The 15580-nt window shown below is 30.1% G+C and carries 16 protein-coding genes; all 16 read left to right on the forward strand.

Features of this window, described 5'->3' with window-relative positions:
* Window positions 1-106: 106 nt before the first annotated feature.
* Window positions 107-361: a hypothetical protein gene (locus PHEL85_RS17305; RefSeq protein ID WP_235318246.1), complete on the forward strand. Its 255-nt coding sequence runs from the start codon at window positions 107-109 to the stop codon at window positions 359-361.
* A 298-nt stretch (window positions 362-659) separates the two neighbouring features.
* Window positions 660-998: a hypothetical protein gene (locus PHEL85_RS07470; RefSeq protein ID WP_235318247.1), complete on the forward strand. Its 339-nt coding sequence runs from the start codon at window positions 660-662 to the stop codon at window positions 996-998.
* 58 nt (window positions 999-1056) lie between these two features.
* A complete protein-coding gene (locus tag PHEL85_RS07475) occupies window positions 1057-1806 on the forward strand; it encodes a helix-turn-helix domain-containing protein (RefSeq protein WP_036823429.1) in 750 nt (249 codons plus the stop codon).
* A gap of 32 nt (window positions 1807-1838) precedes the next feature.
* A complete protein-coding gene (locus PHEL85_RS07480; RefSeq protein ID WP_036823431.1) occupies window positions 1839-2747 on the forward strand; it encodes an alpha/beta fold hydrolase in 909 nt (302 codons plus the stop codon).
* Between the two features lie 130 nt (window positions 2748-2877).
* Complete coding sequence (locus PHEL85_RS07485; RefSeq protein ID WP_036823434.1) at window positions 2878-3441, forward strand: hypothetical protein; 564 nt, start codon at window positions 2878-2880, stop codon at window positions 3439-3441.
* 55 nt (window positions 3442-3496) lie between these two features.
* Window positions 3497-3913: a hypothetical protein gene (locus PHEL85_RS07490; RefSeq protein WP_036823437.1), complete on the forward strand. Its 417-nt coding sequence runs from the start codon at window positions 3497-3499 to the stop codon at window positions 3911-3913.
* Window positions 3914-4061: 148 nt separating this feature from the next.
* Entirely contained in the window at window positions 4062-5081 is a 1020-nt protein-coding gene (locus tag PHEL85_RS17310) for a peptidyl-alpha-hydroxyglycine alpha-amidating lyase family protein (RefSeq protein ID WP_052108489.1), read from the forward strand.
* Entirely contained in the window at window positions 5074-6591 is a 1518-nt protein-coding gene (locus PHEL85_RS07500; protein ID WP_036823439.1) for a glycosyltransferase family 39 protein, read from the forward strand. The genes PHEL85_RS17310 and PHEL85_RS07500 overlap by 8 nt, the downstream gene beginning before the upstream one ends.
* A 122-nt stretch (window positions 6592-6713) precedes the next feature.
* Entirely contained in the window at window positions 6714-7274 is a 561-nt protein-coding gene (locus tag PHEL85_RS07505) for a Crp/Fnr family transcriptional regulator (protein WP_036826008.1), read from the forward strand.
* A 73-nt stretch (window positions 7275-7347) separates the two neighbouring features.
* Complete coding sequence (locus PHEL85_RS07510) at window positions 7348-7803, forward strand: nuclear transport factor 2 family protein (RefSeq protein ID WP_036823442.1); 456 nt, start codon at window positions 7348-7350, stop codon at window positions 7801-7803.
* A 250-nt stretch (window positions 7804-8053) separates the two neighbouring features.
* The gene (locus PHEL85_RS07515) at window positions 8054-8935 is read left to right on the forward strand and encodes an alpha/beta hydrolase (RefSeq protein WP_036823445.1); all 882 of its coding nucleotides are present in this window, start codon (window positions 8054-8056) and stop codon (window positions 8933-8935) included.
* Between the two features lie 531 nt (window positions 8936-9466).
* Window positions 9467-10285 carry a PD40 domain-containing protein gene (locus tag PHEL85_RS07525; protein WP_036823449.1) on the forward strand — a complete coding sequence of 273 codons (819 nt, stop codon included), beginning with the start codon at window positions 9467-9469 and terminating at the stop codon, window positions 10283-10285.
* Window positions 10286-10380: 95 nt separating this feature from the next.
* Window positions 10381-11277 carry a PD40 domain-containing protein gene (locus tag PHEL85_RS07530; RefSeq protein WP_036823451.1) on the forward strand — a complete coding sequence of 299 codons (897 nt, stop codon included), beginning with the start codon at window positions 10381-10383 and terminating at the stop codon, window positions 11275-11277.
* 151 nt (window positions 11278-11428) lie between these two features.
* Window positions 11429-12130, forward strand: a complete 702-nt coding sequence (locus PHEL85_RS17315; RefSeq protein WP_156109139.1) for a hypothetical protein — start codon at window positions 11429-11431, stop codon at window positions 12128-12130.
* 168 nt (window positions 12131-12298) lie between these two features.
* Window positions 12299-13099 carry a PD40 domain-containing protein gene (locus PHEL85_RS07540; RefSeq protein ID WP_052108491.1) on the forward strand — a complete coding sequence of 267 codons (801 nt, stop codon included), beginning with the start codon at window positions 12299-12301 and terminating at the stop codon, window positions 13097-13099.
* 986 nt (window positions 13100-14085) lie between these two features.
* Window positions 14086-15534 (forward strand): hypothetical protein, encoded by a 1449-nt coding sequence (locus PHEL85_RS07545; RefSeq protein ID WP_036823457.1) that lies wholly within the window; start codon window positions 14086-14088, stop codon window positions 15532-15534.
* Window positions 15535-15580: the final 46 nt, after the last annotated feature.

Consider the following 15580-nt stretch of genomic DNA (forward strand, 5'->3'; position numbering starts at 1 on the left):
GCCTTATTTATGTTAGTTATTGGCGTCCTTCTCTTTTTTAACCAAATGAGATTACTGATTATCTATCAGTTTAACCAATAGTATTACAATACTTTTTTTTGAGATATTGAGTGCATTATACTTGGGTTTAGGAATATTAAATTGGATGGCAAAAGAAACATTAATAGGTGGGATTTATAATAAACCGATTGCCATTGGAAATCTAATGCATTTTGGAGTTGGAACAATTGTATTAGTTAAAATTCCTTCTAATATCCAAACACATCCAGAAATTATTATTCCACTCACAGCTGTGTATGTGATTTTTGTAATACTTTTTGCTTATGTCTTTAGAACCTATCCGTCTAAAACAGTGAAATAGAAAAGCAATTACGATAAACACAATATCACTACAAAACCTCTAGGAAGTTTATTCAGTTGCTTTGAGTCATTCATTACATAACGATAAACCGAGATTAATTTCTAGAGCTAACATTGAAAAAAAAAATGTAAATTACGATGCTTTTATGGAAATTTCATAAAACATAAATAACTCAATATCAACATAAAAACTTAATTTTAATCATAATTTTCACGAATAATATAAAATGAATTCGAAATCTGCAATTAAAACTATGCTCTATCTATTAGTAGTAATAATACTTTTTCATTTATGTATTATGATAAAAATAGTTCCCTATGAAATTACTTGGGGAGGAAGATTAAAAAATGATTCTGAAATGTATGTTTTTGAAACTATTTCAATCATAATCAATCTCTTTTTATTTTCAATCCTATTGATAAAAGGAAAATATTTAGGAGGATTTATACCAATAAAAGTAGTGAATGTTATTTTATGGGGTTTCTTTGTAGTATTTGGGTTGAATACTATTGGAAATATTTTAGCTAAAACCAATATCGAGAAGTTTTTTGCTCTATTAACGTTATTTTTTTCAATTTTAATTTGGATAATTCTACGTAAAGACAAAAAACACAATACAGTGAAAGACACAAATTAATGCATGCACACTTAGAGTTGTTTTTCTCATAAATTAACTCAAACCTGAAGTATAGAATATGATCTACCACCAACAAGCATCAAATACCATTTTGAAACAGTACATTAGATGTTTTTGGTGGTTAGACAACGATTCATCACAAAATCTTAATTACACTATTTTACCTGACGGTTTTTTTGATATTATCGTTCGCTTTGATAATTACAAATACCAAAGTACCGTGCTAACAGGACTATACACAAAAGAGGTTGAAGTTATGATTCCTCCAAACCATCAACTTTTCGGAATACAATTTAAGTTACCAGCTGTGGAATATATATTCTATGAAAGTATTGCTCCCATAATAAACTCAGAAAAAAAGTTGCCCAATACTTTTTGGAACCTAAATTCATTTGACTTTACTAAAAATATAGATACAATTAATATATTAAGTTCTATAATAAGTCAAGAAATCAATAGAGAAAATAATTTAGACGATCGAAAACTTTATCTATTTAAATTATTGAGCCAAACTAAAGGCAATGAAAGTGTGAACTACTTTACAGATAAATTATTTTGGTCTAGTAGGCAAATAAATAGATACTTTAATAAAATGTTTGGGCTTTCATTAAAAAGCTATTGTAATATACTACGATGTTCGGCATCATTCAAAGACATCAAAAAAGGAGATTTATTGTCTAACCAAAATTATTACGACAGATCTCATTTTAATAAAGAAATAAAAAAGCATACCAACCACACTCCAAAAAATCTATCAAATAACGAAAACGACCGATTTTTACAAATTTCTATCATACCTAATAAGTAACTTTGTGATAGTACTAAACATAATAATTAGGAATGGACAGAGAAGTGGTTGCTTGGAAGAATAAGGGGCGAACAATAGATGTAAACGGTCATCAAATATTTTACATAAAGGAAGGTAGCGGACCTAATCTTTTGATACTTCATGGGTATCCTTTTAATACCTTCGAGTGGAAATCTGTTTGGAAAAATCTAATAAAAAATTACACCGTTTTTGCATTTGATTATTTGGGGATGGGATTTTCAGATAAACCCAAAGATCATGACTATAGTTTTCATGAACATTGTGAAATTGTCAATTTTCTAATTAAGTTTTGGGGTATTAAACAAGCTCATATTCTTTCACATGATCTAGGAGTAAGTGTCATGCAAGAATTATTAGCTAGAGATTTAGATTCACAGAACTGCTTTAAAATACAATCCGTGGTATTTATGAATGGAGGGTTGTTTATGGATAGTTATAAACCTAGAATGATACAGCGATTGCTTTCACAATCTCCCAAGCCTATCGGAAAGTTGTTGAGTAAGTTTCTCACTAAAAAGAAATTAGAAAAATCAATAAAACCAATTTTTGGCCCCAACACCCAACCCACAAAGCTACTCATAAATCAATTCTGGGATATCTTAAATTATAACGACGGCAAATCAATTGCATATTTGATAGGAAGGCTAGTTTTTGACAAATTAAACCATCAAGAAAAATGGATAAGTGTAATGCAAAAAACGAAGATCCCGATGTGTTTTATAAATGGTCCATTCGATCCCAATTCTGGTATTCATATGGCTAATCGATATAAAGAACTAATTCCTAACCCTAACATAAAGCTACTGGAAAAAGACATAGGACATTGGCCACAAATTGAGGACCCAAGCGGTGTTTTGTCATATTATCAAGAATTTAGAAAGGAAATTCATAAAACACCAAATGACAACTCTCTTGATTAAAAAGGGTTTCTCAAACTTGAGAATGCCTGAAATGAAATACGCCATATAACATTAATTGTAAAACATTTCCAGAACGGAATAGTTCATGATAAATTCATACAAATAATTTAATCTTAAAAAACCAATCTAAATGAAAATAATTTTATTGACCTTAACTTTCTGCGGATTAACTTTAATTGCAAAATCACAAAACGCAAGTGTAGAACAATCAACTTATGGAATACAAACTGGGTTTTTAGGAATCTGGGCACATAACGAAACAAAGTTATCAAATTCAATTGCATTGCGTTCTGAAATCGGATTTGATAGCGGAATTTGGGGAGGAGATTTTTATGATGGAACAGGGTTTTTATTGACACCTGTAATTACGCTTGAGCCAAGACTTTATTATAACCTGAATAAAAGAGCGAATAAATCACGTAGAATTGACGGAAATAGTGGGAATTTTATTTCATTAAAAACGAGTTATCATCCAGATTGGTTTGTTATTTCAAACACTGATAATGTAAGTATAATTAGCGACATATCAATAATACCAACTTGGGGAGTTAGACGAAATATAGGAAACTATTTCACATATGAAACTGGGATCGGAATTGGATATAGATACATTTTTGCTAAACAAGCTGGATTTCTTAAAAATGAAAGCGAAACAACAGCTAATCTACATTTGAGAATAGGATACCGATTTTAATCTGAATAAAAAAACGTTGCACAACAACGTTGTGTGTAATCTAAAAACAAATAGTATGATAAAAAAAATAGCAATAACATTTAGTGTAATTTTATATGCCGTTGTCGTACCTTTTTTGGATATAAATGAAACACATGTTTGGAATCCAGATTGGACGCCTCATGCTAGAATCCACGAAGTTTGGCAATTGATTACCAACTCAAGTATAGGATTAGTATGCTTGTGGTTAGTTTGGTATAAAAAAGAAGTCCTATTAAGCACCATATTAAGTCTAATAGTAACGGGAGGGTTTTTATTAGCATTCTTTTTAAAAGGCGGATATGGTGGTTCTATGAAATATTTAGATGGAAGTGAAAAGATTATGTTAGGAATTAATATTGGAATTTTAGGCTTTGGAATAGCATTCTTATTTTTAATACTATCGCACCTATTGACAAAAACAAAAAAGACTACACATAATAAATATGTATAAAATTAATTACCTGGTTTCAGACTACTTGCGAATCCGAAGTGTCGGGACTCACGGATTTTTTACTCGGTTTGTATTTGGTAAATTAGTAGATTAACCTGTAGCCATATTTTTTAGGACAAGACATTTAAACAAAACCATAAATACAAAAATGATTTATAAACAAGTAAGTGTTTTTTACTTTTTTGCAGCACTTTTACTCTTAGGATGTCGAAAGTCAGAAAAAAAAATAGTAGAAAAAGAATCTATAAATACAGATTCTTATGTTTTAGTTGAAAAATGGCCCAAGTTATCTGAAAATCATGTTTTAGGCCTACCATCTGGACTAGGAATTGATTCAAATAATAATATTCTAGTTCTTCACAGAACAGGTAGAATCTGGGGAGATACATTCCCAGAAAAGAAAATTCAAGAAAACACCATTTTAACGCTCGATAAAGAAACTGGGGAAGTATTAAAAAGTTGGGGAGCAGATTTATTTATTATGCCACATGGTTTAGAAATTGATAAAGAAAATAATATCTGGGTTACAGATGTTGGCTTACAACAAGTCTTTAAATTTAGTTCAGAAGGAAAGCTACTTTTAACATTAGGAGAGGCTAGAATTCAAGGAGATGACTCTTCTCATTTTAATCTTCCTACGGATATAGCTGTATCAGACGATGGGTCATTTTATGTGAGCGATGGATACTATAACAGAAGAGTCGTTAAATTCTCAAAAGACGGAGCATATTTATTTGAATGGGGCAAACATGGAAATAAAAGAGGTGAATTCATTGTCCCGCACGGAATTGATTTGGATAATTTGGGTAACGTATATGTGGCTGACCGTGAAAATAATAGAATTCAAAAATTTGATACCGAAGGAAATTTCATTGCAGATTGGAATAATAGTGAGACCGGAATGTTATTATCTGTAGCGATAGATAATAAGAATGAGTATTTGTTTGCAATAGATTTAATGATTGAAAATGACACAGTTCCCAAAGGTTCAGATATTTTTCGTTTTGATTTAAATACTAACCTGCAAATGCAATTCGGTAGGACAGGATTCTATGATAAACCAACTTCTATGTATCACGATATTATAATTGATGATGAAGGAAATATTTACGTTGCAGATGGCTCGGACAATACCATTAAAAAATTTCAACTAAATAAAAATGAATAAACACACTAAATTTGTAATATTTGCTTTTTGCATCGTCAAATTAGCTCTTCATTTAGTAGCTGATAGTAATTCAGGTTTCCAAGGAGACGAGCTACTTCATATTGAAACAGGAAATCATCTTGCATTTGGATTTATGGAATTTCCACCATTAATTGGGTTATTAGCATTTATCCAAAACTTATTTCAATCTGAATCAGTTTTTGTACATCACATATTTTCTCATATCGCTGCAATTTTAATACTCATTTTTGTTTCCAAAATTGTCGTTGAATTAGGCGGAAAGACAAAGTCTGTTTTTATAGTTTTATTATGTATCATAGTAGCACCAGCCTTTGGACGTACTCAACAATTATTTCAACCAGTGATATTTGGTCAATTATTTTGGGTAGTAAACTTTTTCTTTCTGACTAAATATATTAAAAATCTAGACCAAAAATATTTATGGTTGCTTACCATTGGTGCTGCATTGGCTTTTTTGACTAAATATGATGCTGTATTCTTTATTTTCGGAGTTTCGTCCTTATTGTTTTTTAAATCAACAAGAAAAGCACTATTAAAACACGGTTTTTGGTGGAATATTATTGCTTTTATCCTTTTAATAAGTCCAAATATTATTTGGCAAATTGTTAATGACTTCCCTGTTCTGAAAATGTTTAACAGGCTTTATGAAACCCAGCTGGATAAACAAACATATTTCGAAGTTTTACAGGACTTTTTTATGGCTTTGAATCCTTTAACATTGCCTATTAGTGTTGCAGCAGTTATTTCAACGTTTCATTATTCAATGAAAGCTTATAGACCATTGATATTATCAATCCTACTATCCGCTATTTTCTTGGTATTTAGCGAAGGAAAAGCATATTATTTTTATCCTATTGCTTTGACCATTTTACCATTTGGCGGTATCTTTTGGGAAAATATTATTTTAGCAAAAAGAAAATGGTTGATGTATCCAATAGCAATTATTCTTTTTGTTGGAGTTTTATTAATTCCATTTGGAATGCCTGTATTTAAGTTAGAAACTTATTTAAAAAACGACTATGCATATGAAAATAGAGAAGTTGTAAATGGTGGCCAATTCAATGTCAGATTTAATGAAAGATATTCAAAAGAAAAGTGGGCTATTACGCTAAAGGAATTGGAAAATGTATATGACAGTATTCCAGATAAAGAAAAAGAAAACACTATTATTTGGGGCAAACATTACGCTCAAACAGGCGCTGTTAATTTATTCAAAGAACAGTATAATCTACCAAAAGCATATTCATTACACGGTAGTTTCTATAATTGGGTTCCAAAAGGAGAAATGCCAAATGTAACGATAGCCTTAAGTTATAATTCTGGAGATTTTTTTCAAGGATATTTTGATGAAGTAGTTAAGGTAAAAATAATTTATAATCCCTATTCGGAAAATGAAGAAGAATTATATCAGTTCATTTACATTTGTAAAAAACCCAAACAATCATTTGATGAATTAAAAGAATTATTTAAAAATAGAATATTTGAGTAAAAAAAACGGCACATAACAATATACCCTATGAAAAGTACTAGCTCAGTCCTTCAAAGTTAATATTTTAATTTAATTACCTCATAATGATTGTTTTGGGCTGTTTAAATGTTGACAATTTACTCTTGAAAAAATTTCTATCAGATATACATAAAGTAAATGATAAAATTCTTGATGAATATATATCATATTGGACTGAATACTCAATACCAAAAAAAACGATAATTACTGAATGTGGCAGAACTGAACGTTATTTATATTTTGTGAAAGATGGAATTCAAAAGTCATACTACTTAAATGAAGGTAAACAACACGTGATGTTTTTTGCCTATGCACCTTCATTTAGCGGAATAGTAGAATCTTTTTTTACACAAACACCTTCCAAATACTATCTTGAAACGATTACAGATAGCACTTTCTTACGAATACCTTACTCTAAACATGCTCAGTTGATAAAAGAACATAGGGAACTTGAAACCTTATTTAGAATTATCACAGAACAGTTCTTAATTGGTATAATCGAAAGACTTCATCAATTGATGGCTTACAATACCGAAACTCGTTTTAAAAAATTTGTAAAAAGAAGTCCGCATTTGATAAATATGCTTTCACAGAAAGATATTGCTTCATATTTAAGAATCGACCCTACAAACTACAGTAAATTAATCAATACAGTTAAAATTTAGGGAATCTTGGTTTTTACCAAGAATAGAACCTTTAATCTGTTGCAATTTTGTCTCATCATAAATTTAAAATAGAATGATGAAATTAATAAAACATGCATTTATTATTGGATTGACCATATTCTCAATCCAAAGCAATGCGCAACAAACTAAAAGCACTTCTATGACAAATCAAGAAATTGTAACCAAATTTTTAAATGGGTTTAATAACCCAGAAAAGATTCAAGCGTCTTTGGCTCTATTAGCAGATGATTATAGGTTTAAAAATCCAATGGTTGAACTCGATTCAAAAGAAGAATTTATTGTATTAGCCAAACAAATTGGTGCTGTAGTTACAGGAATAGAGATTATTAATATTGCCGAAAACGGAAACTGGATAGCAGTCTTTTATGATTTTACATCATCTGTAAAAGGTCTAGAATCAAACACGGGAACTGAGTGGTTTAGGATTGAAGATGGGCTTATAAAAGAATCAAACTTGATATATGACACTGCTGAATGGAGAAAATTTTATGCACAAATGAAAGAATAAGAACTACTGCCAACAAAATATAAAAGCAGTAGCATGTTACATAAAACAATGGAGAATAATTTTTTTGTACTCAATTTTACCTAAATCGGTTAGATAAGGATATAACATAAATAATAAATTATTAGATAGATCCTTACCTATCAATTTTTAATTAGTAAACTTGTCTTAATACTTATTTTTTGTAATTAACTAAAGTGAATGTACTTCAATTTAGTTTTTTTTAATTTCACCGAATCTAAAAAGTAATAAAATGAGTTCATTATATAAATCTGAAAAAGGAAAAAATGAAATTTTAAACCTTTATGATGAAAAATTAAAAGAATTGAATATTGAATATCAATACAAAACCGTTGATACAAAATATGGACAAACAAATATTATCATTAGTGGAGATGATAAAAATCCACCAATTATATTAGTTCATGGTTCTAATGGTTGTGCACCAATAGCTCTAGAAACATATCCTAATTTACGCAGGAATTTTAGAGTTTATGCCATTGATGTTTTGGCTCAACCAAACAAAAGTGCTGAAACAAGATTGAATATGAAAGATGATTCTTATGGGAAATGGATAAATGAAGTAATTGATTCTCTAAAAATTGAAAATGTTATTATGGCAGGTTTTTCTTTTGGAGGATTAGTAATATTAAAAACTCTTGAATTTAATGAAAGTAAAATCAAAGAAGTTTATTTGTCTGCACCTGCTTATATTGTTAATGGAAATCCGCTCAAAGCTTTATTCAAAATATTTATTCCAATGAAAAGATATATGAAAACGGAGAAAGTTAAATATGTTGAGAAATTTTTATCAGAAATTTTCACCGAACGTGATGAGTTTGCAGTAAAATATTTATCAAAAATTTTCTTACATTTTAAAATGGATTTTACACCTGTACCAGTAATAAAAAAGATAAAAGCTAATTCAATAAAAACACCGATAACATTATTTGCTGGAAAAAATGACATACTTTTTCCTGGAAATAAAATGATTAAAAGAGCAAAAAAGATATTTCCAACTTTAATAAGTGTAGCGCTAATTGAAGATTCTAAACACGTTCAAAGCAAGAAAGAAAACGAATTGATTGAAAAAATAATATTAGAAGATAACGGGCTTCCACATAATATCATGTAAAAAAGTTCAAATAATTCTAAAATCGAAAGGTTTATGCGTGTATGCAAAATCACCTAATCTTTTGATTTGACTTTTAGATGAATATTAAAAAAAAACTTTGACTTGGGGTAAGTCTGAAAAGACATCGATTAACACCAACTCTAATTCTCTTATTTAGATGTTTGTTATAGTAAAGGTAATGTATTTGATGACAATAAATAAATTGAAAATAAAAACAATAACACTACTAGTTTTACTTGCAATTTCAACAAACTTTTTTGCTCCATCCAATACAGAGGTTTTTTTATTGGATATAGTAAAGTATAATAACAAAATGGAATTGATAAATCTTAAAAATATTTCAAATAATGACGGTTATGATAACCAACCTTCATTTTATGACAATAATACTATTCTCTTCTACAAGAAACAAACTGATATTAAAAGTTATTATATATAATAGTTGACATTAAGAATATGAATAAACTCAAAATCATCTTACTATTTACAATTGTCATTTTGAGTTGTAAAAATGAAAACAATAATACAAAAATGAAATTTTTAGCCGACCAAATTCCGAATAACATACCTTTTGAATTCAAGCAAAATTTAGTTCCTGAAAATAAACTTATTCATAAAGGAATATTTAGCCCTAACTTAAAAGAATATTATTATACTATTTCGGATAATAGCTTTGAGAAATTTGAAGTTTTCGTAATAAAAAATAAAAACGGAAATTGGTCTGAACCAAATAAAGCATTTTTCAACAGTAAATATAACGAACACGGAATGAGTTTTTCGCCTGATGGAAATTCTATCTATTTTAGTTCAACAAGACCGACAAATATTAAAGGTATTTTTAATACTTGGCATATTTGGAAATCTAACAAAGTTAAGGGAGAATGGAAAGAGCCTGTTTTTGTTGATATCCCAAACTTAAGAGACAAATTAGTTTCGCATCCTACAATTACAAATTCGGAAACTCTATATTTTCACACAAGTAATTTGGATTATAGCGGAATGGATATTTATCATTCAAAAAAAGTGAACGGTAAATTTGAAAATGCAGAAAAAACTACAATCTCTATGAATTCCAAAATAGGAAAATGCACACCATATGTTTCGCCAAAAGAAGACTATTTAATTTTTGCATCAATTGGAGACGAACTCGACTTAATGATTAGCTATAATGATGGAAAAGGTGGATGGATAAATACAAAAAAACTGAATGATAAAATCAATAATAAGGGACAAGGAAATCCATATATAACACCTAATGATAAGTTTCTTTTTTTTACGACTGGAGGACATTTAGGAAAAGATTGGAAAGTAAAATGGGTGAATATAGAATCTGAAATAAACAATAACTAATGCCAACACTATGTCTGATTAAATGCCTGTTTTTAGCAAGTTTACAACGAGAATGATTGTAATTAAGTATCGCCAATAATTAAAAAAGTTCTAACATGAAAAAAGCGTATTTTATTTTAATACTTGTATTCGCACTATTATCAAACGCCTGTAATACTAAAAAACAATTATCAAAAGAAAGCGATTCTCCAACTACAGAAAACCTCTATTTTGGACAAAAACCACCAGGTTTAATTCCAGAATTTTTTGCTCCTGGAATTGTTAGGAATGCATCGAATATTTCTTTTTCTCCTAATTTAGATGAAGTATATTTTTCGGCTAGTAAAAAAGATGAAAAAATATCTATCTATTTCTCAAAACTTAAAGGTAATAAATGGACTCCCGTTAAAAGAGCAAATTTTACCAACGGAGGGAAGAATGAGGAATTATATCCATTCGTTAGCCCTATTAACAAAAGGATTTACTTCACAGCTTTGGATTCTATTTTTTCGGATGAGAAAATTTGGTACATAAACCGTTTAGAGGATTCCTGGAGTGATGCAATACAACTTAATTCACCTATTAATGATGACATAGTATTTTATATTAATCAAGCTAAAAACGGAGGCCTTTTTTATACAAGTATTTCAAATGGAAAAATGTACTATGCACCTAATATAAACGGTGAATTTCCCGAAGTACAGGAAATTGAACTTGAATTTGGTCATCACGGGTTTATTTCTCCATCTCAAGATTATTTGCTGGTACAGGATCGAAACAAACAAAATGAAAAAAGAAAAGACCTCGATATTTATGTCTGCTTTAAGGATAAAGACGGGACATGGACAAAACCAATTAGCTTAGGAAATGAAATAAATTCTAATTTTAACGAAGGGAGTCCGAGTATCACGCCAGATGGCAAATATTTGTTTTTTGGCAGAGACGAAGAAAATGGGACAGGAAATTTGTATTGGGTGAGCACAGAAATTATAGAAAAAGTTAGACCAAAATAACAAGATATATCAAGAGCCTCAAAACAGAAAAAGAGAATATTACGATCGCTTTAAATGAAGATGAAAGTAATTAACGAACAACAATCGACAGTAATCACAATGAAAAAATCTCCACTTTTAAAAGTTGTTAAACTAGAAAATATAATTAAGAATGATGAAGAACATAAATAAGATAATATTTCTTTCTCTTTTGATTACACCCCATTTAGGAATTTCCCAAGAAAAAGAAGTTCCTTCATTGTTACAAGGTGTTACATTGAAAAATAGCGAGACTAAAAAGTCACCCATTCCGATTGAGACAATGTTTGGCAATGAAAAAATCAATTATCTCTCCATAGTTAATTTTCGTCTAGGAGAAAACAGTCGATTCGGATATTTTGGAGTAATGACACTATCAATCCCTTATCAAAATAATGATGGATTTAATGAATTAGTCTTTTCCAATGCCATAACGTATAGATTAAACAATAAACTATTTGTCACAAGTGGATTACAATATCATTTTTTAAAAGGGATTGTGCCATATTCTGGCATTCAATTTTTGTCGGCAAATCCCAAGTGGTTGTTTGTGATAAGTCCGAGTATTGCCTTTTTACCAAATACTAGTTTTCAAAGTGTAGGCATTATCGAGTACAAGCCTAAACTTTCAAAAAAGTTAAGACTGTATACAAGATTCCAAGGTGTTTATAATTTAAATTTAGAAAATGGTCTCCATGAACGAAGTCTAGTTTACCTAAGAACAGGGATAACTCTTAAAAGAACAAGTTTAGGTTTTGGGTTCAATTTGGATTTCTATGGTCTGAGTAAAACGAAACATCAAAATCTAGGTATCTTTATACATCGTTTATTCTAAAATATCATCATTCAATAATAAGTTTTAAATAATAAAATAGTTATGTATAAAATTGTATCGATTATATTAATCTCAGGTCTTTTAACCAGCTGTAGTATCAAAAAATCAGTTTCGTATTTCGATCAAGAGCCCCCTATTACAATACCAAAATTGTTTGCGCCGTCCATAGTGAATACAGAAAGTATTGAACTTAACATTGTTTTTAATCATGACTATACAGAGATGTTTTTTTCCAGAATTGTAAACAACAGTTTTGTAATCCATCATTCAGAAAGGATTGATGGGGAATGGTCTGCTATCAAACCTTTAAAAATGTATCCTGACAATGTCTTATTTTCTGTTGCTTGTGACCCCACAATTACCAAAGATGGAAAGACCATGTATTTTCTTGGTGTTGATCCAAAACATTATAATAATGATATTACTAGACAAGAGTTGTATGCAATACCTCCTGACATTTACAGAAGTAAAAAAGTAAATGGTAAATGGCAATTGGCATCTAAAGTAGATTTTTCCGTTTCAACTGAATCTTACGAAACTTACCCTGTAGTCACAGCTGATGGCAGTTTGTATTTTCGTTCGAATAGACCAAGTAATAAAAGAGGAATGAACACCTATCGCGCGCAATACATTGGGAATGGTGCATTTGAAACTCCTAAAATTGTTGAACCTACATCAGAAAAAAATGAGCTCATAGTTTATGTTTCTCCAAATGAAGCCTATGCCATAACGAATGACCAAAGCAAATTTCAAATCACCTTTAATGAGAATGGTAAATGGACAAAACCGAAAGAAATACCATTAGATTATGAAAAGAATTGGAAATATTATTGCCCATACATGTCTTCTGGAGGAAAATATTTCATCTACTCAAGACGATACAATCATCCTGAAAAAAAAGGATGGGCAGGTGTGGAAAAAGGAGAAGTGTATTGGGTAAGTGCAGAAGTGCTATTTGATTTAAAATAGAGTCTTAACAGGAATTGAAAACAATTCATCACAAATCAATACTTAACTGAACAATCTAGTGTTCTTAATGCTCTTGAATATCTAAAGTATAGTTATTTTCATATAACAAATTCAATCGCTTTTTTTACATTTTCGAGTCCCAATCCTTTTATTTTATTTTTATCACTTTGGGTTCTCTCTAATGATTATTCTGGGACTGATTTATAATTTTATATTAAAAGTCATCTCCTTAAAGATTTAAAGCCCGAAAAAAAAGTCTTCTAAACACGTTTGTCTTATGTTTCTTGTGTATTCATCAATAGTCAAATAACTTTTGTCCATTTTTTCAGCAAATAAAGTCTGAAAAATTTATTTGTCTTTTAAAACTTCATTAATTCGGTTCATTTTAAACCTTATTTATAATTCGGCAGAATGATACCAAAAACCATTGTATTCTCATGGAAATGTTCATTGAAACATAAAGCGTTGTTATGAAAAGGTAAGCTCTTTTCATCGCGTATGGTACAAGCAAAATGAAATGGACTAGACCATCTGGTTGGCTTTTCCGAGCTTGTGTACAACAAAGGTATAAAAGCAATGGCGGTTTGGGAGTACTTTCAAACCGAATTGCTTTTTTTAAATGTCTTCCTATTCTTAAGGTAAGTATATTCAATCAGCTACTGCTGTTATACTAAACGTTAAAGCATCATTCTCCACTTAAAGAAACTCTATTTGTTCCTGAAACAAACCGTAGAATTATTAGTGTGAATTTATATCTTCTTCATAGGAAGAGAGGTTTTGAAATTTACTTCAAATAAAGCCACCTCTGCTGAGTAGTATTCCGCAAAATCAGGTGGCCTGATATCTTGGAATCAAGACACGATCATTAAGTCGAATCCGCTAATGATTAGTGAATAAAAAAAATAAGCTTATAACTTAAGTGAACAATTTTATTTGTCCAATAGCTTTCCTTTGCAATAAAATAAAGCAAATAAAAAGTTATAAAAATGATAAAAAAAATAGAAGAGACTTATATCAGTAGGCGAAATAATGCGTTTATGGTTGAGAAAAAGACATGTGCTTTAGATACTAATAATTCCAGGGCTCATTCCCCTTTTCAATGGGTATTCAAGATTGAAAACAGTAAAGAAATGAAAGACTTCTTGAGCTCTCTCAAGGATTCTTTACAGTTTTTAGTGGATAACTCTAAATTCCAGTTCGTTTCATCAAGATGGGAGGACGATACTGAATACACATCTATTCCTGGATACTCTATTTCCCAAACCAATAATGATGGCATTATGTATCAATTCTTTGAAGATAAAAAAACATACGAAAAGCCGCCAAGTGAGCTATTTAATGACAAGAGAAGATTTTCAAAAATTCTCCGGAAGCAATTTCCTGGTTTTATTGCACATAATCCTTTTTCTAAAATAAAAAAGTTGAATATCCCAATTGTTTTGGTGACTATTCATCACTATGTCAAGTATGGAGAATTCTCTATCGTTTTCTACATGGACCACACTGTTTTTGATACATACTCAGCTAATATCTTTCTCAAATTATTGTCAGAAACGTGTGCATGTATACAAGATACAGAAAAATTGAAAAAAAAGTACACTAACGTTAATAATAGACTTTCCTTTTCACATACTTTGAATAATAAGCAAATATTTGATAAAATAAACTCAGACAAGGAATTGTCTAAAAAGGTGAACGCGTACAATCCGAACCTTGGATTTTATTTGGCAAAAATGGTTGGTAACGGTCTACTCTGGGGTGCTGGGATTTGGTTTAGGGAAGTTAAGTTTCGTTTAAATCGGCAAGAAATCGATAAAATCAAAAAGTCTTATAACAATGAATTTAGATGGTGTTCTAGTTTTGAGGTGATGTTGGCTATGGTCTATATGTCAATGTATCAAAAAGATAAAGTGATTGGGTTCAATTTGATTGTTGATATACGTTCTAGAATGAAATCAGATGAAGGGAATATAATATTAGAAGATTACTATATTGGAAATGGAGCTTCTGGCGTTGAAATTTATGAGGTTCCAATCTATCCTCACGATTTATTCAAAACAATTGAATCAATTCATTCCGCTATCCGTGGAGCATTGAAAGATAAAAAAGTCTACAACAACTTTTATGTGTATGAAGGTGTCAGACAATTTAAAAAGGAAATTTTAAGTCCGATGTTAGCTGTGTTGTTGGGTAAATGCAATGATAATTTCTTAACAATCAACACATGGTTTGGCTTCGATACGGAAAATATCACCTATGGTTTGCCACAAAGTAAGGCTCTTTTATTAGGTATTCCATTTATGCCTATCATGAATTATTCCCATTTTCAGCACACGTTTTTGACAACTAATGAAGTGACTTTTTCGACAAATGTTTCGAAAAACATCAAAGTCAGTATTCCATATCAAATTTCCAAGGCGATTGCTGAGTTTTGACAAATTCAAAAAGCGAAAGAAAAAGTAAACAAATATGAATGTATTG

The organism is Polaribacter sp. Hel1_85 (assembly GCF_000766795.1).
In the GTDB taxonomy this organism is placed as follows: Bacteria; Bacteroidota; Bacteroidia; order Flavobacteriales; family Flavobacteriaceae; genus Polaribacter.